Here is a 26,116-nt window from a genome sequence, read left to right as displayed (position 1 = left end):
GCCCATGAGGCGTCGATGTTGCAGTTGGGCCAGCCATTGGCGATGCGCTCGATGTCTGGTAAAGTCAGGCGTGCGGATCAACCTGATTAACCTTGGCGGTCTATGCCGGGTTGTGTGCGTCAAGTTCTGCAAATTGGGGGCGGCCACGATGCTGGTCATGCGGCTTGGCGCAAAGCAAGCTTCTTGTGCTCGCGCAGGTCATCCATGTTGATGTAGCGGTTGGCCTCCATCCAGTTTTCGTTGGTTTCGACGGCCAGCGCCCTGACCAGGCGCAGGCAGCTTTCGGCGTTCGGGAAGATGCGCACGACATAGGTGCGCCGGCGGATTTCCTCGTTGAGGCGTTCCAGCATGTTGGTGGACTTCAGGTGCTTGTGGTGCTGGCGCGGCAGGCAAAAGAAGGTCAGCGTGCATTCGATGGTCTCCTCTACCCAGCTCGTCAGTCGCGGATAGCGGCCCGACCATTTGGCAAGCCATGCGGCGAGATCGGCCTTGGCCTCGGCGAGATCGCGCCGGTCATAGAGCCAGCGCAACTCCTGCAGGCAATCATCGCCACGATTTCTCGGCAGGTGATCGAGCGCGTTCCTGAGGCACGTAGCAGCGCTGCCAGGCGGCTTCGGGGATCACCCCGCCGATCGCCGCCACCAGGCTGGCATGATCGTCGGACACGACCAGTTCGACGCCCCTGAGCCCGCGCGCCTTCAGCGCGACAAGGAAGTCCCTCCAGGCCGAGCGGCTTTCGCGATTAGCCATCTCGACGGCCAAGATCTGGCGCCGGCCGTCCCAATCGATGCCGACAGCGATCAGCACCGCCTGGCTCATGACGACGCCGGCCTCACGCACCTTCTCATAGCGCGCATCGAGGATGAGGTAAGGAAACGGCTCTTGAAGGGGGCGCCTGGCAAAGGCAGCGAGGCTCTCGTCCAGCCGCTTGTTGATGGCCGAGATCGACGAGGCCGAGAACGCATGGCCGCACAGCTCTTCGGTGATCGCCTTGACCTTCCTGGTCGACACGCCCTGCACATACATCTCCGCAAGCGTCGCCACCAAGGCCCGCTCGGAACGCTGGTAACGCTCGAAAAGCTCGGTCGAGAAGCGGCCGGCCCGGTCCTGCGGAACCCGCAGCTCAAGCTTGCCGACCCGCGTGACAAGGGTGCGGCCGTAATAACCCGAGCGGTAGCCGAGCCGCTCAGGTGTGCGCTCGCTCTTCGAAGCCCCCAGCGCCTCGTCCATCTCGGCCTCGAGCACCTCCTGCATCACCGCACGGATCACTTCGTGCAATCCATCCGGGTCCGAAAGCAGAATGTCTTTGACGGCAGCGCTGGCGGTCTTACTTTCAATCTTGGTCATGGTGGCGTTCCTTCGCGGGAATCGGTGACGTTAACAATCACCAGCCTGCCATGACCGCCCTCTCTCAGCGAATTTGCAGAACCCTCAGCACACTACCCTATGCCGACCGCCGAACTTATGCCGAGCGGGTATACCAGGACGTAGACTCATAACCGCGTAGCCAGATGCGAATTGCGACAAGTTTCAGTGCGGCGAGGTAGTTCTCGGCCAGTAGGTGACGATCCGGATATTGAGCCGGCCGTTGCTAGTCAGAACGTAGGAGAAAGGGAGGCCCATGTTGGGAACCTAGATGATCGCGCCGCGTACACAAAGGCACAAACGCAAGTCCCAATCCATTCGTCTCTCGGTCATCCCTCATTTATGAGTTCACGGCCTAAAGTTTTTTGTGGCTTGGTCGCAGCTTGATCGCATAAGCGGTTCCCTCAGTTCCGAAGTCGGAACATGACGCAGGCCTCCCAGGTAAGTTCAATCACCTTTCCCGCGCACCTGCCGGATCTACAGCCCTGCCCCTTGATGATATGGACTTCGCGATATGTTGCCCGCTCGTCCGGCCCGGGGTGCCTCACATCCGGTTTCTGTTCGCCAGATCGCGCTCCACGCTTCCTTCAGACACCACCTCGCGGCAACACCCTTGGCTTCACTAGCGTTCACCTCCATCACATTTGGCGGTTCGGCTTGCGGGTGAAGCTTCTGTTTTGAAGGATTGCGGCTGTTAAGGTTAAAGCGCAATCTTGAGAATAGGAGCAATAAGATGGCCGAGTTGAGCCCGCTTCGCCCGGCGCATGATCGAGGATATCACGATCCGTAATCTGTCGCCGGCCACGCTGCGCTCCTATGTGCATGCCGTGGCGAAGTTTTCGCACTACTTTGGCCGTTCTTGGTCCGGAGGAGCACCACGACTCCCATGGTGAGCACGCGGCCAGCTTGCGAGTGGGGATCGGGAAACTACAATGCGTGGAGAGCATGCGACGCCAAACACCATTATTTTCGCATTGTGGCCTTAACGGCCCGGCATCAGAGGGTGCCCCCCATAGCGATGTCGCTGCGCATCTGGGGGTCCCCGCCAGCGCGGGCTAAAGACCGACGCACCGGCTTGGCCCCAGTTTGTTGATGCGCCCCCTCGGGCCAGATGGCATTCCGGACGCGGAGTTGGTGGCATCGCGCGCACAGGTAACGGCGTGCCAATCCTGGCAAACAGCACTACGACGACGGTCTCTACAACCCTATCTTATTTGGTCACCCTACCTTGGGCGAACTATGCCTGCCCGGGTCGGAGTTTGGCGGGTGATGTCTGAGCTGAAGCTCAACGAATTGGCAATCCGCCGGTGACAAACACAGATCCTTTTCGATAAGGCTGAGCTCGCTGGGTGCCCCATTCAGGTGCGGGCGCTTGCGCTTTCGCCCCCGGCATGATGGGAAGGAGGATTCTCGAAGGATATGTCTCCGAGTGATAGACCCTGTTAATGGATGCAGCGCCAGCTGGAATGCTGCCGATGGACGGCTTGGAGATGGGATTGGGAGCGCCGATGGTTAGCTCAAGACTGTGGCCTCGTCGCACTACATGAGCGATTGGCGACAACAGCGACATTCGCATCTCATAAATTTGCCCCGGCGTGAGTTTCTGGGTTTCGCGAAAAATATGAACGACTTCGTCAGAATAGCTCCGCTTTTCATCGACTGCGCGTAGTGACGCGCGCAGCAGGCCTGATTGAAGGAAGAGCACGTTTCCTTCCGAATCGACATCCTTCAAAGTTAGTTCCAAGTCTGCATCATCTCCATTGTCGATGCTGAGATAGAGTGTAACTTCCGGGTTCCCCAATAGTGTCATCTCGGAGAGCGCTACAGCCGTGCGGTAGTTCAACACACCTTCCTTGTTGGGCTGGATGGCGAATTGCTGATTGTTTCCATAGAGTTCTGCTCCAGACGGATAGAGGTAGGCGCGCGAGCCGTGATTGGGACGAGCATCAGGTTTGTCAGGCGATATCTTGGCATCGGCCGTCAGAAAGTACGGGCGACGCTCCACTGAAGATTCTGGCCAACCGTTGTGCTGTGTTACCCAACCCGCAACGGACTTCTTGGGATCTCCACCGGGCTCCCAAACTTCCCAATAGATAGTTACCGGCAATTCGTGTTCTATACCATTGTCAACCCTCTTTACCCAGCGATCCAGAAATTTCATACGCTCGTCGCTTACAATGCTATACTCACGGGGTCCCGGACCGGCGATACCGTGATCGCCGTTCATAAGGACAAGTTTCTGGTGCTCCAAGTTCGGCATCAGCTGAGTAAATAGCCGAGTGCTTTCCCTGACTGCACAGCGGTCCTGCCACGCACCAATAATCATTGTGGGGACAGCAACCTTGCCGGCAACCTCGTCGCGAGCCAAACAGATCGAGTCCCACCATTCATCCTTTAGTGGGCGCTTTCTGATCTCATCAAAGAATGAATGTTTGACGAGTTGTCGGTCGCCTCCACGAATTCGGACACATTCGGTATCCCCCGCGCTGATTCGCCCCTCCACTCCCTCAACCTGGGAAACGAACTCACTGTCGAGAGACCATCGCAATGTGGAGAGCTGCAGCATTCCGCCTAAGGAAATCCAATCGTCGTAGCCGTCTAAGACGCCGCTCGCCACAATGGCTCTCAAATGAGGCGGTCGTTCTGCTGCGACCCAGAATTGAACCGTGCCCGCAGATGAATTGCCGACCATTCCAATGTTGCCGTCGCTCCAGGGCTCTTCAGCAATCCATTCGACTATTTCGGCACCATAAATCCCTTCCTTTCGGTCAAACCAATAGTCGATGATGCCTTCCGAACAGCCCGTCGCTGGGAAGTTGGCCCCGACGAAAGCGTAGCCGGCGTTTAGAAACGGTTTCGCGACTTCGAAAGGTGCAAAGCCCGCTGTGTATGGGGAGTACCAGAAGACGCTCGGATAGCGGCCAGATTTCGGATAATACGAAATGTAGGCAATGCGCGTTCCGTCCTTCATCGACACGTAGCCCATGTCGCATGCGACGTCAGCTTCAGTAAGAGGGGCATTGAGTGTCATCTGCGAATCCCGTTCAATTTCCATTTACTTTGCTTTCATAATCGCGTTGAACAATGCACAAAAGCCGGAAGACATTCTTCGAAACAGGCGGCCTGTAGTGCTGAGCTTGGGCGGCCTCACATGGCTCCGACAATCAAGAACCGCGCTATGAAGCTAGCAGCGTCAGCGGCCGCTTTGAACGAATTATCCTTCGGCAAACGCAGGAAATCGGCGTTCCTCCGCTGAGGGCGCACGTAACGTGCAGAGTACTGGCCTGCTGCCGGTTTCGTGGACACCGAGATAAGGTGTTTAACGGAACTGGAGAGTGGAAATGCAGAGAAGGAAGTTCAGCCGCGAGTTCAAGCTTGAGGCAGTGAGGCTGGTGAAGGATCGGGGCGTCGTGGTGACCCAGGCGGCCCGCGACCTCGATCTCCATGAGAATGTGCTGCGCAAATGGGTGCGCGATCTATCGGCCGATCCGCAGCATGCCTTTCCCGGCCACGGACAGATGAAGCCCGAGCAGTTGGAGATTGACCGGCTGCGCAAGGAAGTCGCGAAGCTGAAGGCGGAGCGCGACATCCTAAAAAAGGCCGCAGCCTACTTCGCGAGGGAAGTGACATGAGGTTCGCTTTCATCGCGAGGCACCGGGGCATCTGGCCGGTGGCATGGCTGTGCAGTGTGCGCTGGATGTGTCCCGCTCGGGCTTCCATGCCTGGCTCAACCGCAGCCCCAGCGTTCGCTCCCGGCATGACGAGATCCTCGTTTCCAGGATCGACCGAAGCTTCAAGAGCAGCGACCGCACTTACGGCGCGCGTCGGGTCTGGCACGACGTTCTGGCAGAGGGACTTTCCTGCGGACTGCATCGCATCGAACGGCTGATGCGGGAGAACGGCTGCGGGTCCGGCCTCGGCGCCGCGGACTGCCGAAGGACACCAGAGAGCGAGCGGCGGTGTCGGAGAACCTACTCGACCGCGCCTTCGAGGCATCGGCCCCGAACCAGAAGTGGATTGCGGACTTCACCTACATCTGGACCGCCGAAGGATGGCTCTACGTTGCCGCCGTCGTTGATCTGTTCTCCAGGCGTGTCGTCGGCTGGGCGATGAAGGCCGAGATGACGGCGCAGCTCGTCACCGACGCTCTCATCATGGCGATCTGGAGGAGAGGCAAGCCGGACAGCCTGCTGCACCACTCCGACCAAGGATCGCAATATACGAGCGAGCAGTTCCAGCGACTGATGGCCTAATGAGCCGGTCGGGCAACGTCTGGAACAACGCTGCGATGGAGAGCTTCTTCTCGTCGCTCAAGACCGAGCGGATAGCCCGCAAGGTCTACAGAACGAGGGATGACGCCAGGGCGGATGTGTTCGATTACATCGAGCGCTTCTATAACCCTCGGCGAAGGCACTCGACGCTAGGCTACCTGAGCCCAGTCGAGTTCGAGGAACAAGCTATGCTAGCTTAACCTCGTGTCCGAAAAACCGGCAGCAGGCCATACAATGCAGTCCGTCGGGCGGTCTGACTTAAAGCCGACGACAATTTAGCGGTTGCCCTTCCCAAACCTCGGTATTTCGGTGGTGCCGGCGCAGCGGCGGCGAGTTGTAGCGTTCCAGACCGCGTAACCGCATAAGCGGAGCCCCCCGGCCAGTTCCTTACGACGTCGCCCGTGAACTATCGGCAAGGCGGCTCGCTGATTGAGGAAGATTGTGGATTAGTTAGGCATTGCAGGAGTTGCAGTGTTTGGCCGCTGCTTTCTTGCTTTCTTGCAATTCGATTTGCCGATTCCATTGTGCGCCAATGCGTGATTCACTCGTTTAGGCGAGGCGAATCGAGGGGACGGCGGTGTCCAGGCCACGCGAGAAGCGCGAGACGCGAGAGCAGGATCTGTTCCGCTCCAGGCTCGATCAGATCATCAACATGAAGCATGAGCTGGTGCGGCTGGCGCAGGCGATCGACTGGCCGGTGCTGATGATCGTTTCGGCGCGGTTTATTCGGACGGACCGGGCATGCCGCCGTTGGCGACGTGGCTGATGGGGGGGGCTTGCGATCCTGAAGCACACCTTCAATCTGTCGGACGAGGAGCTGTGTGCCCGCTGGGCGGCGAGACCCTGCATGCCCTCTCGAAGCGCCACGACATCTCACGCAATCTGATGCGGATACACCTTGAGGACCGCGTTATCCTGAATGGGAACAAGACCGTCGTTTTCTCAGGCTGAGAAGGCAGAGGCTCTTAGTCGTAGTCGCGAAGCCCTCAAGGGCGGGGAAGCGATGCTCGCTGGCGCGAAGCGGTTCGCGTTGAGCAGCGCGCGACTGTACCGCATTGAAAGTTTGTCCGAACTCTTTCGGCGCTGCCATCCGCTCTGCGAGCGAGGCCCGCGCGCTGTTCTGGTCTGCGCTCCCTATAGGACGAGAAGAGCGGTGTGTGCGACCAAGGTGAACATCGTGTCGTTCAGCAGTTCACCGCACGCGTTTGTCCCAGGGCGGACGCTTGCCCCTTTCGCGATGCCGGGCTTCTGGCCGGCCTATGCATATTCGAGCGTCGCAATTCAATGGCACGCAGACTAGCAAGGGACGGAGGGCGCCTTCTTTCAGTTCGGCGGCATGCGGAAGTACTGCCCGAAAAAGCTTTTAAGTTCCATTAGGTGACACCTGCGAGTACCGTTCAGCCCGCTTTCGCACCACCTGTGCTGCCATTCTTCTAGCAATAGCGACGCAGCAGTCGCGCAAGGCGGAACAATTCGTCTGCACGTCACTATTCGCAGGAGAACGGCTTGGTAGGCTGCAACTGCGCTGCCAATCGACGATTTTACAGCGCTAATTTTGATGAAATTGAACGCCCATCCGGAGTTTTAGATGAAAGGTTCCGCAACCGCTGCATTGGAGGGCCTCAAACGCCCGGACCTGCTGCAACGAGGCGCGTATGTGAATGGCGCTTGGCTCTTGAAGCCCGAAACCCTCGCTGTGGTCGATCCCGCTACCAGCGAAGAACTGGCTCAGGTGGCAGCCTGCGAAATGTCTGATGTAGATAATGCGGTTCGTTTCGCGCGAAGCGCATTCCTGCGGTGGCGCGACTTGCTTCCTTCAGAACGGGGCGCATACCTCCGGAAGTGGGCGACAGGATTGCGCGAAAATGCGGAAGATCTGGCCGTCATCATGACCGCCGAGCAAGGCAAGCCTATCGCGGAGGCTCGCGGCGAAATCTCATACGCCGCGGGCTTTCTGGACTGGTTTGCAGCGGAGGGCGAGCGAGCATACGGCGAAACCATCCCCAGCCATATAATTGGAAGCCGGCTGGCCGTGCAGATGCAGCCGATCGGAGTGACCGTTGCTATCACACCATGGAACTTTCCATCGGCAATGATCACAAGAAAGGCCGGAGCGGCGTTGGCCGCTGGCTGCACCATGATTGTAAAGCCTGCTCCAGAAACACCCTTGTCGGCACTCGCGCTTGCGCGTCTTGCCGAAGACGCAGGAATCCCCGCCGGCGTGTTTCAGGTGATAACCGGCGAAGCTCCCCCAATTGCAAAGCGGCTGTTGGGACATACCGATGTGCGCGCGTTCTCATTTACGGGCTCGACCGAGGTCGGGCGATCCCTGCTTGAGCAGTCCGCAAGGACTGTAAAGAAAGCTTCGCTCGAGCTGGGCGGCAATGCTCCATTCATTCTTTTCGACGACGCGCCGATGGAAGCTGCGGTGACAGGCTGCATGGCAGCAAAGTTCGCTACATCCGGCCAGGACTGTTTGGCAGCAAACAGGATTTACGTTCAGCGGGGAGTCTATGACCGGTTCGTAGAAGAATTCGGCAAGGCCACCAGCAAACTGAAAGTCGGACACGGATTGGAGATCGACGTCGACATCGGTCCAATGACCAAGGCATCTGGTGCCGAAAAATGCAGGCGGCAGATCTCCGAGGCTCTTTCAGCAGGGGCTCGAATGATAGTCGGCGCACATACCGCTCTTGGTGGGAACTTCGTGATGCCGACAGTGCTCGCCGATGTGACCGACGACATGCTGGTTGCAAAAGAAGAAACGTTCGGGCCTGTGGCTGCAATTCTGCCCTTCGACAACGAAGCGGAGGTGCTCGCGCGCGCGAACAACTCGGAGATGGGTCTTGCGGCGTATATTTACACCCGAGATCTTAACCGCGCGATGCGGCTCACCGACCGGCTCGAATACGGCATGGTGGCGGTCAACACCCCAAAATTTACGGGAGCGCCCATCCCCTTTGGCGGATGGAAACAGTCCGGACTCGGCCGGGAAGGCTCAAAACATGGCATTACCGAGTATCTAGAACCCAAATACACCTGCTTCGGAAATCTTGCAGCATAAGAGGATGCGTTGATGACTATCAACATCAAAGAAGTAAGCGAGAAGGACAGGAACTCTGTCCTGCATCCTTTCACGCAGCTCAGGGATTTCGCTAGCGGCAAGCTTGGTGATCCAACGATCATCGAAACGGGCAAAGGCATCCGCATCCAGGATGCGCATGGAAACCAGTTTATCGACGGCTTCGCTGGCCTATACTGCGTTAACGTCGGCTACGGCCGCACCGAAGTCGCAGAGGCGATCTCCCGTCAAGCTCACCGTCTCGCCTATTACCATTCCTACGCCGCGCACACGACCGACGAACTTGCTATCCTGTCTGACCGTCTCGTGAAAATGGCGCCAGGTAAGATGAGCAAGATTTTTTATGGCATGTCCGGCTCGGACGCCAACGAGACGCAGGCCAAACTGGTCTGGTACTACAACAATCTTCGGGGCAAGCCGAACAAGAAAAAGATCATCTCGCGCGAGCGCGGTTATCACGGCTGCAGCGTCGTGTCGGGGTCCATGACCGGCATGAGCTTTTACCACGACCACATGGATCTGCCGCTCCCGCAGATTGTTCACACCGGTGTTCCACACCATTACTGGGGTGCGACCCCGGGCGAGACCGAGCGCGAATTCTCCGTTCGCCGCGCCGCCGAGCTGGATCAGCTGATCGAACGCCTGGGTCCGGACAATGTTGGCGCCTTCATCGGCGAGCCGGTGCTCGGCACGGGCGGCATCACGCCTCCGCCGGAAGGTTACTGGGAAGCGATACAGACGGTCCTCAAAAAGCATGATGTGCTGCTCATTGCTGATGAAGTCATCACCGGTTTCGGCCGGATCGGCTCGATGTTCGGCTCCCAGCACTATGGCATCGAGCCAGATCTGATCACGATCGCGAAAGGTTTGACGTCGGCCTACTTCCCGCTCTCCGCGGCAATCGTCGGTGAAAAGGTCTACAAGGTTCTGGAAGATGGAGCCGACAGAGTCGGTGCATTCTCCCACGGCTATACCTACTCAGGTCATCCGATCGGAGCGGCGGCGGCGAACGCGGTTCTCGACATTGTCGAGAAGGAAGACCTACCCGGCAATGCTCGCAACGTTGGCGCATTCTTCCAGGCGCAATTGAAGGAAAGATTCGCGCAGTTGCCGATCGTCGGCGAAGTGCGCGGCGTCGGTCTTATGGGCGCAATCGAATTTGTCGCCGATCGGCACAAACGCAAAGGTTTTGATCCGACGCTCAAGGTTGGTGCCAGAATTTCGAAGGCTGCCCGTGACCGTGGTCTTATCGCTCGTGCCATGCCGCACGGGGACATTTTGGGCTTTGCTCCGCCGTTGATAGCAACCAAGGCAGAAGTCGAAGAGATCGCTGCAATCGCCGAAAGCGCAGTGCGCTCGGTGATGGACGAACTCGTCCGTGATGGCCACATCCTCTGAAACACGCTTCGAGGTCTCCTGCAGTATCAATGCGAGGCCGGAGAAGCCTTGCACATGTCTATATAACCAGTGGCCACCCACACCTCCACGCCGTTCGAGACTGGATAGACCGCTCCAGCACATCAAGGAACCGGCCGAGCGCGTAGGTGTCGATACTCTCGATCCACAGCCGACGGATGCCGCCAGGCTCCATTTTTCCATGCTGCTCTTCATCGCCAGGACGGAACATATGCGCTGGCTTCGCCAAAACGACCTCCACGGTAACAAGCTGCGGCACGGACGGCACGGAGATCTGGCAGAGCTCCTTGCGACCGGAAAAGCTGGCACTGAAGGCTCGCCCGATCGCGCGATCGCCGAAACACTGGCCCCAGCCCTCGAAAGTCGCCGCGACCAGCCGCTCAACCTGATGCTTCGTCACAGGGCTACTCCGAGTGCTTTGCACTGCCTTCAGCCAACTCAGCAAGCCAGCCGTCACTGTACCTCACCGTGAGGATACGAAAGGACGGGTCAGAAGGAAGAGCACGGCGAAGATGAAGCGAAGGCCGAGTTCCGAGAGTAGCGGCGAGAGACATTCCGCTGAACCTCGCAGAAGATGATCCAGCCGCGGCCTTCGCCCCGCATTGTGGCCGCCTCGACAAAGTCGATCGTATTGATGTCGGCGGGACGGCGCGTGACAGCCGGTTGACTGCGCCGGTCTGGAGTTCGGCAGCAACATCGGCTATCACAACCAATCCAGGCCGCGCTCGATCTCGATCGCAAAAATCAGCTTACCTTCGTGCGTAACCCGACCCTGCCCCTCCGGCGGTCTTGCATCGCCGAACCGCTACGATCTCGCACCGGTTTCTTAACTTTCCAGCGCATCTCGGATGGCGCGAATCGCCCCGAACGCATCAAAGGGAAGGGCTTTGGGGGCCTGGTAAACTTGGTCAGGCCACTGTGCCCGCTTCACCGGTGATTGGCCAGGCTGGTGTGAGAGCTTCACCGCCGCGAAGTCTGCTTGAGGATCAATATAGATCACCTGGCCACCATACCCCCACGCGATGTAGGCGCCTCTCTCTTGGTCTTCAATCCAGAACGTATTGTGATAAGCGCCATTGGGCAGGTCTGAACTGGCATCGGCATAAGAACCGTTCGGTGCGAACAAGTCGAATAGATGAGACTTAGGGCGTCTTATCGCCTCGATCCATTCAGATGGAACGATCTGCCTGCCGTTGAGCCTGCCGCCGCGCAGATGCAGCAGCGCGAAGCGCGCGAAATCACGGAGTGTGGCTTGAAATCCACCGGACGACATTGAAAAACGAGACTTGTCTACGATTTGGCAGGCGTCTTCCTCCGCCCCCATCGGACTCCACAATTCGCTGCTGTACAGTTCCGGGAGAAACTTGCCGGATACGCGCTGCATGATTAGCCCCAGCACGTCGATGTTGGGGTCAAAGTACTTGAACCGCGCGCCGTGCGGCGCCTCCTGCTCGGTTATCCGCAGAATGGCCTGCCATATATCGGGAGGAGCGGCAGGATGTCCCTCCGGGTGGCCGAAGTATCCTGTGGCTACAACGTAATTAAAGTAATCGTTGTTTGGCACGTACCACAATCCCTTGAGAGTGGCGCCCGCAGTCATGTCCAGCAAGTGCTGCACCGTGGCGCCGCGGTAGGCGGTGGCCTGTAGTTCCGGCAGATACCGTGTTACCAGACTTTCAGGGTCGATAAGCCCACGGTGCACAAGAATTCCGAACACCGTCCCGGTGATGGACTTGGAACCCGATCTGGCGATGTGCTGAGAATGCGGTTCCATACCATTCATGTATGTTTCGAACACGATCTCGCCCTGGTGCAAAACCAGAAACCCGTCAGTATAGTCCCTCTCGAGGTATTCGCGGATCGTGGCGTGCTGGCCGTCGCTCGACGAAACTTCGATGTCACCGATATCCCCCCTGGTCCGACTTGGAAGCGGCAGGACCGGTCCTGGCCCGCGCCAAACCCGGGCGGTTCGCGTAGATTCGCTTACGTGCGAGTATGTCCACTTGCTATAAGGCCAAAAGGACCACTCGTCGGGTGGGATGATCGGCGCACCCAGCGTCGGATCGGGCCGCCATAACTCGGGATCGGACTGCGAGGTGCCGGCAACGCGGCGGTTGAGATCTTCGACTTCCTGAGACATCGAAATGCTCCTTGACTTCGGCCAATGCCATCACAAACTGGCGGCAGATGGCCAATTTTCTGAAATTCAGCACTCATCAGGCCTATACTTTGATCAACCCGACACCGCTCGTGAAAAAGGTTTCACTTGGGCAATGGAGAGCCGATCGACATAAGCACCTATTGGGATCACGCCCATGTTCGCCAGCTGCTGCTGTGTTGGACGAAACAGCGTTTGCAGGTGCGTTAACATTGCGCGTCTACTGGCCTGGCAGCGAACCGGGCCGCGATCGGAACACCCCCAAGTTGTTCTCGATTGGCCCAGCCCGGTATCATCAGAAGCCTGCGTCTGTTTTAGCGGACGTAAAGCTGACGTTTGTAGTTCGTCAAAATCTCGCAGCCAGTTTCGGTTACTCGAACAGTCTCGCTGGTGCCGACGTCCGCAAAGCCGAAAGCCTTGACCATCGAGGGGATATGGAACACCATATTCGGCTTGAGGATCCGCGTTTCCCCTCGCTTAAACGACAGGATGTGGCCTTCGCCCCAATCCGGCGGGTAGCTGATGCCGATGGAATACCCTGTGCGCTTGAAACGACCCTCGTAGCCTCCATCGTTGACGGTCTCCGACCAGATACTCCACACCTCACCGAGAGGGCGATCAGGACGTATGCCGTCGAGCATGTTTTCCAGCGCCCTTCGTGACACGTCCTCCATTTTCTCGAGTTCACGGTTGGATGGACTGACCACGGAAGCCCGCATGATCGCGGCGCTATAGCGTCGAACGGTGCCGGACAGTTCCAGGAAGACAGGATCACCCGCCTGAATCTGCCGGCCCGACCACGTGCCGTGCGCATAGCTCGTGCGCACGCCTGAAGTCACAAACGGCGGGTAGCCGGGGTATTCACTTCCCTTGAGCGTGACCACGCGCTGGATTTCGGCGGCGATTTCATTCTCGTTCACGCCGGCCCTTATCTGGTTGATACCTGCTTCGATGCCGGCCTCAGCAATCCGAGCCGCCTGCCGGATATAGTGTATTTCAGCATCGGATTTAATGACGCGGACGGTCTCGACAATTATCGAGCCATCTTCGAAGCGCACATCGGGGAGAAGACTCTTGAGCGCTTCATAATCGGCGATCGAGAAGAACCAGGACTTTTTCTCAAACCCTACCTTCGCCTTGGCAAACCCCAGGTTACGCAGGGTTTCCGCGAGCAGCTCGAGCGGGGCCTCGTGGTCCATGTAGCTGGTACTGTTATCTATCCACGAATAGACCCGGACATTCACTTCTTCAATGCCGCGGGTGATATGCAGGGGCTCCCCTTCCAGCGGGATAAGCAGATACTGGGCGGAGGCATAACCGAGCGTGTTGTAACCGCTTAGGTAAAGCATGTTCTCGGGGATGGTCACCACGAGGATGTCCAGATCGCGGGCTGCAATGCCTTCGCGGACCGCCTTGAGCCTTCTTTGATATTCCTGGATAGTAAAAGCCAGGTCTTTTTCTACCTTTATGGTGTCTATTCCGGAAACTTTCATAGGAGCCCTTCGAAACAAAGAGGCGCGCCACGCGCTGGACGGTGTATCGTAGCACCTGACCTGCGCATAACGTTGCCGTCGTTTCCAAGTTCGCGCAGGAAACCTGCGTTGAGCTGGCCTTGATGCTCAAAAGCCTCCGTCCTCGTCTACATTGCTGTTCCATCGACAGCCATCCCAACAATCCAAACCTCTGGAAAATGGCGGCGGGTCGGGCGAAATCTGCGCGAAGGTTGTGCCCGCGTCAGGAGCCTGGACTTCGCCGGCTTAGATCACTTCACTTCCGGCAGCCTCGGCGCGCGTGCGGGCCGTCGGAGTGTTCTGCCAGTTGAGATGGCAGGCTTGTGATCGGGTAAGAATGCGGCTGCCGTCACCGCTGACGTCGGGTCCCCTGTCCGAGGCGCTGACGTCGCGGGCCTCCCGATGCAAAGTGCCTGCGCGCACGATTGGCTGCCCCCTCCCGGCTCGAAAGTCTGCACGCAATTCGCATCTATGCAGAAAATCCTCAACATGGGTGAGAAATAGGGGGAATTTCCCATGGTCTGACGGATATGATCAATCCTGCACAGACGAAGCTAGTTCCCCGCTGCCGCCAGCCGCGTTCGCGCCTGGAGTCTGTCCGCGGCGTTTGGACCAAGGTAAACCGCAATTGACGAGCTCCATGATTATGAACGGCAGTCTCCTTCCATTAGACAGCATCAGGGACGATTTCCCAGCGACGCAAGACTTTATTTACATGGATGTTGCCAACCAAGGATTGATATCTCGTACCACAAGAATGTCGTTCGAGGATCATCTGAATAACAGATTGCACGGGATAAACGATGAGCTTAGCCAATTGGCGGCCATCGAGAAGACACGCGCCAGATTTGCTAGATTTGTTGGTGCGGATAAAGATGAAATTGCCATCACAAAAAACGCGTCAGAGAGTATCAACATAATCGCCAACGCGATTGACTGGCGAGCCGGCGACAGCGTTGTCTTATGCCCTCAACTTGAGCATGCTAACAACATCCTGCCATGGCTCCAGGTGAAAGCTCTACATGATGTTGATCTGAAATTGGTGGAGCCGGATAATGGTGCCATTCCCGTAGATGCGATTGTCAATGCCCTTAATTCCAGGACTCGCGTTGTGGCGCTTTCGACCGCAACAATGGTTCCTGGTTTTCGGACAGTCACGCAACCCGTCGCGGAGGCGTGCAGGCGTCATGGCGCCTTCCTTTTGGCGGACGGGACTCAGTCGGTCGGAATTCTCCATACTGATGTCAACCGGTTGGGAGTAGATGGTTTGGCCGTCTCGACTGTGAAGGGATTGATGGGCCTCTACGGATCGGGGTTTCTCTACTGCCGCCGGGAGTGGGCAGATCAGCTAAAGCCAGCTTACCTCGCTCGCTTTAGCGTCGATCTCGGGAACGCACCAGAGTCGGCTCCCATTCTCAACGCCGCCAGGCTGCGGGCTGGAGCGCCTCGTTTTGATATCGGGCATTACAATTTCCCAGGCATGATTGCCGCGCACGCATCCTTGGGGCAACTGCTGGAGATCGGAACCGAAGCAATCGACAAGCACGTGACATCTTTGGCAACTCGACTGGCTTCAGGGCTGCTAGAAGCCGGACTGCCTGTCTGTGGCGGGCCTCCTGGCGACCACACTGGGAGTATTGTGGCGATTGGCGACATGGCTGCACTCGGCGGAACGCAAGAAGTCGCCGCTTACATACCGTCGCTGCACAGCTATCTTGCGGAAAACAAGGTCGTTGCATCAACGCGACGAGGGCTCCTTCGGTTCTCGCTTCATCTTTACAACAGTGAAGAAGAAGTCGACCAAGTTATCGATATAGTCAAGAAATGGTCGAATTAGCTGCGCCAGATTACAACCGGATAGGAGAATTTATGTCATCGCAAAGCGCGGATACGGTGGCGCTTCTTCAAGACCTTGTCAAAATTGAAAGCGTCAACCCTTCGCTTTCACCCAGGGGCAGCGGAGAACAGCGGGTCGCCGAATATCTTGAAGGGTTTTGCCGGGACCGAAACCTGCCTTATGAACTCCAGCACGTTGTCGACGGGCGCTCGAACTTCTTGACCTGGATCTCAGGCAAAGACCCTGGTCGGCGCCTTCTTTTCGTGGCCCATATGGACACGGTGCCCACTGATAATTGGGCTTCCGATCCATTTTCTCCCGAATTGAAGGACAATCGACTCTACGGCAGGGGGAGTTGCGACACAAAAGGTTCCCTCTCTGCAATGATGATCGCCCTGAGTACCCTAGGTGACCGTCAGCCGAATGCCACAATTGTCGTTGCCGCTAGCATTGATGAAGAGTACCGCAAGATCGGCGCTCGCGCCATCGCTCTCTCCGGCAAGTCGTATGATGCCGCCGTTGTTGGCGAACCAACCGAGCTCGAGCTTGTAGTCGCCCACAAAGGGTCAGTCCGCTGGCAAATCGAGGTTCAGGGTGTCCCTGCTCACACTTCGAAGCCGCACCTAGGAGTCAATGCAATCTCAGGCATGGCAAAGGTGATATTGGCGCTCAACGAACACGGCGAGAATCTCGCTTCGCGCACCCAACCTTTGGTCAGCCCTCCCACTTTGACGATAAGTCTGATTGAGGGTGGCTTGGAATTGACGACGGTTCCTCCATCGTGCCGCATCTGGGTGGATCGGCGCCTCGTTCCAGGGGAGCGACCAGAGCAGGCGTTGGCAGAAGTGGAGAACATACTGCAAGGTTTGCGGGATCGCGAAGACATCAAGGTCCGATCATTACTGCCCGCGCTTGAAGATCCTGCTCCGGACAGTGCCGAGTCAAGCAAGATAGCTTCTGTGGCAGCGCAGGCGTGTGCCGATATTGCCGGCACGGGCACGTACATTGGAGTGCCGTACGGCACGGATGCTAGTCAGCTATCTTTGGCCGGCATTCCCTGCATTGTGCTAGGACCAGGAAGCATTGATCGCGCTCACACAAACAATGAGTTCATTGAATTGGATCAGCTTGAAATGTGCGTTCAGATATATAGACAAATAATGCTCAGTTATTAGATTCGAAACTGCAGAGATAGCACGGATGCTTACGCGGCACGTCGTGAGAGAGAGCCGTGGTCCGGCTCGACCACTCTCAATCGGGAAGGGATCATCGCTATGAATGATCATTGTCGAAAAGTTCTGGTGATGGCCAGTAGCAAGGGTCTTGGCTTGGCCATCGCAAAACGATTAGCTAAAAATCGCTCGGAAGTCGTTATCTGTGGTCGTAACAAGGCTGCATTAGACCAAGCCGTAGGTGATCTACAGAAAATTGAGGGATGCGCTGGCGCTCATGGCATAATTGCAGACTTATCCCGGCGATCAGATGTCGACATGTTGTTGCAACGCACTTTGGAGCTCCTCGGGAGCATTGATTGCCTCGTCGTAAATTCCGGTCATATGCCGCACGGAACTATCGAAGACCTAAGCGACGATGATTGGGATCATTCCTACGAGACGCTTCTCATGAGTGCAGTAAGGGTGTCGCGAGCGGCAGCCGCTGCGATGAAAGCGTCTGGTCGTGGGGGCGATATCGTCTATGTTACCTCGGGAGGCGTGCACGAGGCGACAGGTCACCTACTGCTGTCGAACGTCATGCGTGCCGGCATAGCAGTATTAGCTAAGCACCTCGCAGATACACTTGCGGGAAGTGGCGTTCGCGTGAACGTTGTCGCGCCTGGTTATTTTGACACAGGCAGAGTTCACAAGAGAATTGAGGCGTTGATGGTCGACGAAGGTCTCAATCGAGATGCCGCTATCAAACGTGTGGCCAATACCAATCCCTTGGGGCGTATCGGAACTGCCGACGAACTCGCGGAGCTAGTTGGATTCATCGTCGGTGACCGAGCAAGATACCTGAATGGCACGACAATAGTGATTGATGGCGGGGGCAGTCGCCTTGTGATGTAGCTGTAGGTGGTTGTTGGTGCATCCGTGCATCCCTCGCCGCATCCGACCTCAGCGCACAGGCCAGCCGAAAGAGGGCGAATTATTTTCTGCCCCAATGCCCCTAATGAGCTATGCAGCCGATTATGGCTGGCTGCTTGAGAGCTTGGATTTGAATGGCACCGCAAAGATGGACTTACAGCGGCGAGCTTCCAGCCGCACGTCAGACTCGGAGACACTCACTCTACGGTAAACGGAAGGGTCAAGGCTGGCCACATGTCTGACCTTGACGAGCCGAAGGCTCGCGAGTAGGGAGCAGGACGCAAGCAACGCCAATGATCCTGAGCTATGCGCCTGATCTGCCCTACATGGCTTGATTAACGTGAAGCAATGATTTCCCGGCGAATGCGCTTCGGCCGAATAGACTGCTGCTGTTGATTGCGCCGGCTCACATTGCACCATCACGCCGCCGAGCGGCGCGTCCCGGCTACCCGGCGCGAGCAAAGCAGAATGTCAGTTCACCACTGCAACCGACCCTCGTTCCAGGAGCACGGCTTTCGAATCGCCGTTGCGTGAGTGCCAGTCCGACCGCTCATCTTAGAAGACTCTCAGCGGAGTTCGATTCCCTACAGCGCGAGGGTCAGGCGGCCGCGATAGGCAGCAGAACATACGAGGGGAACTCTTCGCAGTGATGCACGCTGTTGTGGGCGACTTCCCACTTCGTTTCGTCCCAATTGTTGCCGCCCGTATTCAGATTTCGATCGAAGCGAGGAAACGAGGAGCTGGATATCTCGAGCCGAATTCGATGACCGGGCGGGAACCAGTTGCTCGTGGCATCCAGGTCAACCTGTACTTGGTAGACGTTGCCCGGCTCCATCAGAACTGACCGGTCGAAGCCTTCGCGAAACCGAACGCGCAGTATCCCGTCGACGACGTCAACGGCACGCCCGTCCGGATGCACGTCAAGTAGTCTGGCCACAAAGTCTGTATCCGGGGCGGAAGATGAGACGAAAAGGACGGCTTTGACAAAACCGCTGACTTCAACTCCCTCTTCAAGGAGGTCAGACGTAAAACACAGAACGTCCTGGCGGAGTTCTACTTCCTGATAGTCACGAGGGCCCATCGTCGTCCCCCTTGAGTTTCCGCCATGAACCCCCAAAAACGGCACCGGATTGCCAGGGTCATAGACAAAACTATCGGCTGGCTCGTCCTCGGCAGGTGGGTTGAGTTCAAGTGCGCCATCGCCGAGGCGAGTGTTGGAATTTCCACCGCTTCGCAAGAACCAACGCTGTAGTTCCACACCGGCAGGTGGCCATTCTGAAGCCGCACGCCACTCGTTGCGACCCATGACATAGTATCGGACGCGGGGCATCGCCTCGATGCGGTTGGGCATTTCCTTCAGCCAACCGTCGAACCAGTCCAGGTAGATTTGCCAGCAATCCAAGCGTGCATCGCCCAACTCACGCTCACCGATGACTGTCGGGGCCTCAAGTGTCGCGGTCTTGCAGTGGGTGGCTGGCGAGAGAATGATGTGCTGGTGATCACGAGCCGCAGCGCTCGTCCCCCGAGCGCTGAAGAGGCGCCGCGTGTAGAGTGCGTCGGCGGCACCGACGTCATACCACGAGTTCACAAATAGGGCTGGGAGGTCAATTGCCGAGTCCTCGCGAAGGAAACCAAACCTGTCGAACCAGGGATCCCCAGGGTCCCGTGAAACCCAGTCCTCCCAATCCGTGGGCGGTGACCCGATGATCTTGAGGATGTCGATGATCGGCAGCGTTGCGAATGCGCGCTGGTACTCTTCGTCGGCCTTCGCTTGCGGCCGGGAACGATCCTTGCCATGGCTCTGATGGAAGTGGGGTACCCACATGCTCAACTCTAGCGCGCCGCCAAGACGCGACCCGCAAAGGCGCAAATCCCCCAGTCGCTGTCGATCGCCAGATAGCGCGCCGCCCGCCCCCTCTATGATCGCACAGCGATGAGCGGGATGGCATAGCTGAGCGGTAAGCACCTGGGTGATTCCGAGCGCGGAGCATCCGTACGTGCCGACCCGCCCCGCCGACCATGGCTGGGAGGCGATCCAGGAGAGAGTATCGTAGCCGTCCTTCGCGTCATGCTCGAGGAGCGCGAAATGACCGCCAGAATCAAAGAGCCCACGAAGTTCCTGCACAACCACGGCGTAACCCTGAGCCGCGAACATCATGGCTACAGGGCGTGTGGGTTCGGGCAGACGATATGCGGCCTTGCCGTACTTCGTTCGGATCAAAATCGAAGCGAGTTTGCCCGTGTACCCGAGAGGGCGGTAGACATCCGTCGCAAGTTCCACGCCGTCGCGCATAGGAACTCGCAACCCAGTTTGTAGAACCACTTCATAACGGGGTTCTAAAGGTTTCGACATATGGTGCTCGCAACAAGTCATATTTGGCTCTCCACAAGAAGCTGCTCGCGTCAGCTGGCATTTACGCAGCGGAGTGACCGCCTCGACTGCTGCTACTATGCGTTCGTACTTCGACCATACGTTATTGATGCAGTAGATCGGTGTTTTCCTACGGCCGGGCGCGTCTCCGCCACGGACACACGGGACGACGTTCTCGCATTCGGGCTTCACCATCGTTCGGAAGTTAAATCGTCCATCTCAGTGGGCTGCATTTGGGAAAGCCAGAGAGGAAAAAAGCGTCGCGTTACGTCTTTGGTCGATTTGGGAGCTTGGGTAGCGAGCTGGGGATTCACCCCGATCAGCGTGCGCCGGCAGGCGCTCTTGCCTGCCCCAGTCGGGTGACCTGCCTGGAATTCGCTGCCAAGTCGAGAATTCCCGCCGCCTACCTGGCCTCTCCTCAACACGCCGGAGTGCGTTCAACGCCAATATGGTGCGGCCAGAGATCAGTTCCCCCCGCTTGCCATGCGGCGTCCCTTTATGGCGCTTTCCAGCCAGCCAAGCTCCATCTCGGGAACTGAAGAGAGCAGAAGGTCAGTATATGCGTCGAAGGGCGGGGTGAGCACTTCGGTCTTGAAGCCATAGCGCACGACCCTTCCTTGATACATCACTGCGATGGAATCGGCGATCGCCTTTACCGTCGCGAGATCGTGGGTTATGAACAGATACGCTACGTCCTCGATCTTCTGCAGACGCAGCAGCAGCTTGAGGATGCCATCAGCCACGAGCGGGTCGAGAGCGCTGGTCACCTCGTCGCAGATGATAAGTTTCGGCCTGGCGGCGAGCGCGCGAGCGATACAGACGCGCTGTTTCTGGCCGCCCGAGAGTTCGGCAGGATAGCGATCGACGAAACCCTTGCCCATCTCGATCTCGTCGAGCAGTTCCGCCACGCGATGATCGCGCTCACGACCGCGCATCCCGAAATAGAATTCGAGCGGACGGCCGATAATGGTGCCAACTGTCTGGCGCGGATTCATCGCCACGTCAGCCATTTGGTAAATCAGTTGCAGTTCGCGCAGATCGTCCGTCGAGCGCTCCGCAAGCCTCGGCGTGAGCGTGCGGCCGGCAAAGGTGATCATGCCGGATGTGGGCGGCAGCAGACCGGTGATGGCGCGCGCAAGCGTGGACTTACCCGAGCCGGACTCGCCCACCACGGCCAGCGTCTGACCGGGATGGACCTCGATTGAAACTTCCTGCAGCACCTTTACATGACCGCCGTAAGCCGCGGTGATATTCCTCACCTCGAGCACCGGACAGGCTGCCGGCCTCTTTTCCTGATGCTCGATCGAACGTACCGACACCAGCGCCTTGGTGTACTCCGTCCGCGGTGCCTCGATGATCTGCCGCGTCTCGCCATGCTCGACCATTTTGCCGTGGCGAAGCACCATGATCTCGTCCGAGACTTGGGCAACGACCGAAAGGTCATGCGTAATATAAAGGGCCGCGACGCCAGTATCACGGATCGCATCCTTTATTGCAGCGAGCACATCGATCTGTGTCGTCACGTCGAGCGCCGTGGTGGGCTCGTCAAAGACGATAAGGTCGGGCTCGGAGCATAGCGCCATGGCTGTCATGACGCGCTGCAATTGACCGCCCGAAACCTGGTGCGGGTAACGACGGCCGATGGTTTCCGGGTTGGGGAGGCCGAGCTTTTTGAACAGTGCTATGGCGCGCCTCTCCGCCTCGGCTCGGGTGGCGATACGGTGCAGCAACGCGGACTCTATGACTTGCTCCATCAGACGAAGCGCCGGGTTGAACGCTGCGGCTGCCGACTGCGCGACATAACAGACTTTGTTGCCGCGCACTTTGCGCAATGCCTGGACGCCGCCTGTCAGAATGTTGCGCCCGTTGAGAAGGATTTCGCCTCCGGTGATGCGCACGCCACCTCGCCCATATCCCATCGAGGCCAGACCGATAGTCGATTTGCCGGCGCCGGACTCGCCGATCAGGCCCAAGACGCGGCCTTTCTCCAGCTTTAGCGAAACATCGTCGACGATCACGGTATTCTGCGGATCGCCGCCCGGCGAATAGGAGGTTGCTTCGATGCGCAGTTTCCTAATTTCGAGCAACGGACCGCTTTCGACATGAGGTCGTTTCACTGCCGCCTTAGGCATTGCCGCGCCCTCCCCTGAGTGAGGTGGTCCGATTCAGGATCCAATCCGCGACGAGATTGACTGAGATGGCGAGTGCTGCGATTGCCCCGGCTGGGATAAGGGCAGCGGCAATACCGAAAACAATGCCATCTTTGTTCTCTTTCACCATTCCGCCCCAGTCGGCTTGTGGCGGCTGAACACCGAGGCCAAGGAAGGACAAGGCAGACAGGAAGAGCACGGCGAAGATGAAGCGCAGGCCGAGTTCGGAGACTAGCGGCGACAGCGCATTGGGCAGAATCTCGCGGAAGATGATCCAGGCACGGCCTTCGCCTCGCAATTTGGCCGCCTCGACGAAGTCCATCGCATTGATGTCGGCGGCGACGGCGCGTGACAGCCGGTAAACGCGGGTAGAGTCCAGTGTACCCATGACTAATATCAGTGTCACCACGTTGGATGGGAGCACCGACAGCACGACAAGACCGAAGATCAGCGTCGGGATCGACATCAACAGATCCACGAACCGCGACATTGTCATGTCGAACCAGCCACCGACGACGGCTGCGGTGAAGCCGAGTATCGACCCCAGCGTAAAGGAAAGCGCGGTAGCGGCCGTTGCTATCAAGATCGTCGTGCGGGCGCCATAAATCATGCGCGAGAGCAGATCCCGACCGAGATTGTCGGTGCCGAACCAGTGCTCGCCCGACATGGGCATCCAAACGTCGCCGACGATCTCCCCCAGCGGATGCGGTGCGATCAGTGGCGCGAAAATCGCGGCGAAGAGCAACAATCCGGTGAAGAACAGGCCGATCGCGGCACCGATGGGTATGCGCCGCCGGCCTTTGGCGACTGGGGCTGACGAGACGCTCATTTGGGATGCCTCAGCCGCGGGTTGGCGATGATTGCGGCGACGTCAGCGATGATGTTCAGGCCGATATAAACGGCCGCGAAGATCAGGCCGACGGCTTGCACGACCGGGACATCGCGCTTTGAGACATGGTCGACAAGATACTGCCCCATGCCGGGATAAACGAAGATCACCTCGACGACGACAACGCCGACGATCAGGAAGGCCAGGTTGAGCATCACCACATTGATTACCGGCGCGATGGCGTTCGGGAATGCATGGCGGCGGATAATCTCGATCTGCCGCAGCCCCTTGAGCTCGGCCGTCTCTATATAGGCCGACTGCATCACGTTCAGGATCGCAGCGCGCGTCATACGCATCATATGGGCGAGCACGACGAGCGTTAGTACCGTCGCCGGGAGGGCGATGGCCTTCATGCGTTCCAGAAACGGCATGCCAACGTAGACAGTGGAGATACCTGGAAGCCACTGCAGCTTCACGGCAAAGAAATAGACCAGGAGGTAACCGATGAAGAATTCGGGAAGCGAGGTTGAGGTAAGCGCGAAGCCGGAGATCAGCTTGTCGATAGCGCCGTTGCGATAGCGCACCGCCAGCAGCCCGAGGATGATGGCGAGCGGGACAGCCACAGTCGCCGCGCAGAACGCCAGGAAGAGTGTATTCCACAGCCGGGGCAGCAACGTCGCGGTAATCTCCTGTCGCGAAGTGAGCGCGGTGCCGAGATCGCCAGTCAGCACACCGCCCAACCAGCGGAAATAGCGGATATACGCCGGGTCGTTAAGGCCCAGCTCGGCGCGCAGATTGGCGAGTGCTTCCGGGGTTGCGGACTGTCCGAGAATGGCTTGCGAGACATCGCCTGGCAGGATTTGCGTGCCGGCAAAGATTAGGATCGAGACAAGGAAAAGGAGCAGGATTCCAAGCGCGATGCGCTGGGTGATTAGTCTTACAATGGGGGACATCGCCGAAAACCGCATTACGCCGCCAGCCAGCATTTGGCCAGCGCGCGGTCATTCATCGGATTGGTGTACTCGCCGCCAAAGCTGCGGCGGTTGAGATAGTCGAGTTTAAGTGACATGAGACGTTCCTCACTACTGTTCACTAAGGCCGACAAGGCGGCCAACCAAATGAGCGCGAACCGGCCAGGCCAGGCTGGTAGGCGCCCGTCACGCTGCATTCGCACCCAGGACGCGTAGGCCAGCGGCCCTCGGCGTGAGGGTAGTTGGCGCGCTTATCTCGGGCGCAACAACGGGGTCACCTACATCGCGCCACCAACAAGATCTGATAAGCTGTCCCTGTCGGATCATGCGAACAATGCCTAACCAACCAGAGAGTGGCCGGGTAGCGTCCGAGCTGAAGGTTAACGGCGTCGACGAACTAGGCCTTTAGCCAGCATTTGGCAAAAGCCAAGCTGTTCATCAGAGCGTCGTGCCAAGCGACATAGCCGCCAACCTTGTCGGAAATAGCGTCGACTGCCTGGTTGAACATTGGCACGATCACGCCTCCCTCATCGCGAACAATGATGGCCATCTCGCGATAGAGATTTTTCCGCTTGTCCTGATCGAGTTCAGCGCGCGCTTCGATGAGAAGCTTATCGAACTTCTCGTTAGAGAAATGGGTGTCGTTCCATACCGCCGTTGAGAGATACGTGGTCGAGTACATCTGGTCCTGTGTCGCTCGGCCTGACCAGTAAGTATTGCAGAAGGGTTGCTTGTTCCAGACCTCCGACCAGAAGCCGTCGTCTGGCACGCGCTGGATCTCAAGGGCAATGCCGGCCTTGGCACAGCTCTGCTGGTAGAGCTGTGCAGCATCGACCGCTCCAGGGAAGCCGGCGTTCGCGACCCGAAGGAGGATCGGGCCGCTGTGACCGGATTTTTTGTAATAATGCTTGGCTTGGTCGGCATCGAACTCGCGCTGGGGAATGTCTTCGGGAAACAGGCGGTATGCGTTGTTGATCGGGAAGTCGTTGCCGAGCGTGCCGTAGCCGCGTAGGATCTTATCGAGCATCTCCTGACGGTCGATCGCAAGCTTGAATGCCATCCTCAGATCGTTGTTGTCGAAGGGCGGGGCGTCACAAAACATGTTGAAGCAATAGTAGCCAGGACCCGAGACGGCCTCCACCTTCAAGTTGGGCGCCCGCTTCACTAGATCGATGACCTTGGGCTCGACTTGGTCAATTATATGCACCTGGCCGGCCTGCAGCGCGGAGATACGAGCCGTCGCGTCATTGATGGCGAGGAGCTCAATCTGGTCGGCAAAACCCATTTTATCTGGCTGCCAGAAATTGGCGAAACGCTCGCCGCCGTACCGAACGCCGGGCTCGTTGACGCTTGCCTTGTATGGCCCAGCGCTGATGCCTTCGGCTGGATTGTCCTTCCCCCCATTCGGCTGAATAATGAGATGATAGTCGGTCATAAGGTAAGGGAAGTCAGCATTGGCATCCTTCAAGGTTACGACCACTTCGTCACCATTCGCTTTTATGGTGTCGATGCTCTTCAGCACGCCTAGCGCGCCGGACTTCGATTTCGGGTCAGAGTGACGCTCGAGAGTCGCCGCCACATCCTTCGCCGTCACCGCCTTGCCATTGTGGAACTCGAGGCCCTTGCGGATCTTCATCGTCCAGGTTTTGGCGTCCTTGCTGGCCTCAACGCTTTCAGCGATGCGGTTCTCCAGTCCGCCGTCTGGCACCATCGCCACGAGATACTCGCCCCAGCAAGCGCCGAAACGTGACGACAAAGTCGAGAAGGTCGCCGGATCGAGACTGTCGGTCGCACCACCTCCAGAAAGGCCGCCCTTAAGGATACCACCGCGTACTGGCTCCTCCGCTCGCGCAACGCTAGTAAGGAGCGAATTCGCAAACGTCGCCGAGACGCCGAGCGCCGTTGCGCGGCCAAGAAATTCACGCCGGCTCAACCGGCCCGCAGCGACGCGGAGGCTAAGATAGTCGAGTTCTTGCGACATTTGGATGCTCCTCGGTAATATGCGTTCCCTTGGGGCCGGATGATGCGGCCTCTATTTAGAGTACCATTGGTACCAGCATCGATGTGGCGC

The 26,116-nt window shown here is 58.0% G+C and carries 15 protein-coding genes and 4 pseudogenes; 8 read left to right on the top strand and 11 right to left on the bottom strand.

Going from position 1 to position 26,116, the window contains the following annotated elements:
- Positions 1 to 155: 155 nt before the first annotated feature.
- Positions 156 to 1,347: pseudogene (locus RQ479_RS24635) on the bottom strand (IS256 family transposase).
- Positions 1,348 to 2,098: 751 nt separating this feature from the next.
- On the opposite strand from RQ479_RS24635, the pseudogene RQ479_RS24630 reads away from it, so the two are divergent.
- Positions 2,099 to 2,225 (top strand): annotated as a pseudogene (locus RQ479_RS24630) (integrase); the annotation flags it as partial.
- A gap of 425 nt (positions 2,226 to 2,650) precedes the next feature.
- On the opposite strand, the gene RQ479_RS24625 reads toward RQ479_RS24630, so the two are convergent.
- The gene (locus RQ479_RS24625; protein WP_128288313.1) at positions 2,651 to 4,396 is read right to left on the bottom strand and encodes a CocE/NonD family hydrolase; all 1,746 of its coding nucleotides are present in this window, start codon (positions 4,394 to 4,396) and stop codon (positions 2,651 to 2,653) included.
- 310 nt (positions 4,397 to 4,706) lie between these two features.
- Here RQ479_RS24625 and RQ479_RS24620 point away from each other — a divergent pair.
- From RQ479_RS24620 to RQ479_RS24605, 4 genes and pseudogenes are all read left to right on the top strand, one after another.
- Positions 4,707 to 5,836 (top strand): annotated as a pseudogene (locus tag RQ479_RS24620) (IS3 family transposase).
- A 377-nt stretch (positions 5,837 to 6,213) separates the two neighbouring features.
- Positions 6,214 to 6,480: pseudogene (locus RQ479_RS24615) on the top strand (IS5/IS1182 family transposase); the annotation flags it as partial.
- A 744-nt stretch (positions 6,481 to 7,224) separates the two neighbouring features.
- On the top strand, positions 7,225 to 8,700 hold the full coding sequence (locus RQ479_RS24610; RefSeq protein WP_128288314.1) for an NAD-dependent succinate-semialdehyde dehydrogenase: 1,476 nt from the start codon (positions 7,225 to 7,227) through the stop codon (positions 8,698 to 8,700).
- 12 nt (positions 8,701 to 8,712) lie between these two features.
- Entirely contained in the window at positions 8,713 to 10,116 is a 1,404-nt protein-coding gene (locus tag RQ479_RS24605) for an aspartate aminotransferase family protein (protein ID WP_128288315.1), read from the top strand.
- A 58-nt stretch (positions 10,117 to 10,174) separates the two neighbouring features.
- On the opposite strand, the gene RQ479_RS24600 is transcribed toward RQ479_RS24605, so the two are convergent.
- From RQ479_RS24600 to RQ479_RS24590, 3 genes are all read right to left on the bottom strand, one after another.
- Positions 10,175 to 10,534, bottom strand: a complete 360-nt coding sequence (locus RQ479_RS24600; protein ID WP_128288316.1) for a hypothetical protein — start codon at positions 10,532 to 10,534, stop codon at positions 10,175 to 10,177.
- 426 nt (positions 10,535 to 10,960) lie between these two features.
- Positions 10,961 to 12,274 carry a serine hydrolase gene (locus RQ479_RS24595; RefSeq protein WP_128288317.1) on the bottom strand — a complete coding sequence of 438 codons (1,314 nt, stop codon included), beginning with the start codon at positions 12,272 to 12,274 and terminating at the stop codon, positions 10,961 to 10,963.
- Positions 12,275 to 12,606: 332 nt separating this feature from the next.
- Positions 12,607 to 13,785 carry a Xaa-Pro peptidase family protein gene (locus RQ479_RS24590; RefSeq protein WP_128288318.1) on the bottom strand — a complete coding sequence of 393 codons (1,179 nt, stop codon included), beginning with the start codon at positions 13,783 to 13,785 and terminating at the stop codon, positions 12,607 to 12,609.
- Positions 13,786 to 14,449: 664 nt separating this feature from the next.
- On the opposite strand from RQ479_RS24590, the gene RQ479_RS24585 reads away from it, so the two are divergent.
- The 3 genes from RQ479_RS24585 (at position 14,450) to RQ479_RS24575 (ending at position 17,706) form a co-directional block, all read left to right on the top strand.
- Positions 14,450 to 15,640, top strand: a complete 1,191-nt coding sequence (locus RQ479_RS24585) for an aminotransferase class V-fold PLP-dependent enzyme (protein WP_245486584.1) — start codon at positions 14,450 to 14,452, stop codon at positions 15,638 to 15,640.
- A gap of 32 nt (positions 15,641 to 15,672) precedes the next feature.
- A complete protein-coding gene (locus RQ479_RS24580) occupies positions 15,673 to 16,815 on the top strand; it encodes a M20 family metallopeptidase (protein ID WP_095489429.1) in 1,143 nt (380 codons plus the stop codon).
- Positions 16,816 to 16,914: 99 nt separating this feature from the next.
- Positions 16,915 to 17,706: an SDR family oxidoreductase gene (locus RQ479_RS24575; protein ID WP_128288320.1), complete on the top strand. Its 792-nt coding sequence runs from the start codon at positions 16,915 to 16,917 to the stop codon at positions 17,704 to 17,706.
- A 616-nt stretch (positions 17,707 to 18,322) separates the two neighbouring features.
- Here RQ479_RS24575 and RQ479_RS24570 read toward each other — a convergent pair.
- The 6 genes from RQ479_RS24570 to RQ479_RS24545 form a co-directional block, all read right to left on the bottom strand.
- The gene (locus RQ479_RS24570) at positions 18,323 to 20,017 is read right to left on the bottom strand and encodes a CocE/NonD family hydrolase (protein WP_164895623.1); all 1,695 of its coding nucleotides are present in this window, start codon (positions 20,015 to 20,017) and stop codon (positions 18,323 to 18,325) included.
- A gap of 542 nt (positions 20,018 to 20,559) precedes the next feature.
- Positions 20,560 to 22,227 carry an ABC transporter ATP-binding protein gene (locus RQ479_RS24565; RefSeq protein WP_128288322.1) on the bottom strand — a complete coding sequence of 556 codons (1,668 nt, stop codon included), beginning with the start codon at positions 22,225 to 22,227 and terminating at the stop codon, positions 20,560 to 20,562.
- Entirely contained in the window at positions 22,220 to 23,074 is an 855-nt protein-coding gene (locus RQ479_RS24560; protein WP_128288323.1) for an ABC transporter permease, read from the bottom strand. The genes RQ479_RS24565 and RQ479_RS24560 overlap by 8 nt, the downstream gene beginning before the upstream one ends.
- Positions 23,071 to 24,027 carry an ABC transporter permease gene (locus RQ479_RS24555; protein ID WP_128288324.1) on the bottom strand — a complete coding sequence of 319 codons (957 nt, stop codon included), beginning with the start codon at positions 24,025 to 24,027 and terminating at the stop codon, positions 23,071 to 23,073. The genes RQ479_RS24560 and RQ479_RS24555 overlap by 4 nt, the downstream gene beginning before the upstream one ends.
- Positions 24,028 to 24,041: 14 nt before the next feature.
- Positions 24,042 to 24,143 (bottom strand): DUF1302 domain-containing protein, encoded by a 102-nt coding sequence (locus tag RQ479_RS24550; protein WP_164895624.1) that lies wholly within the window; start codon positions 24,141 to 24,143, stop codon positions 24,042 to 24,044.
- Positions 24,144 to 24,442: 299 nt separating this feature from the next.
- Positions 24,443 to 26,026 (bottom strand): ABC transporter substrate-binding protein, encoded by a 1,584-nt coding sequence (locus tag RQ479_RS24545; RefSeq protein WP_128288325.1) that lies wholly within the window; start codon positions 26,024 to 26,026, stop codon positions 24,443 to 24,445.
- Positions 26,027 to 26,116 lie beyond the last annotated feature (90 nt).

The organism is Mesorhizobium sp. ISC25 (assembly GCF_042295465.1).
Taxonomy (GTDB): Bacteria; Pseudomonadota; Alphaproteobacteria; order Rhizobiales; family Rhizobiaceae; genus Mesorhizobium.
Note: the sequence above shows the minus strand (reverse complement) of the source record. Positions and strands in the feature narration are given on the sequence as shown.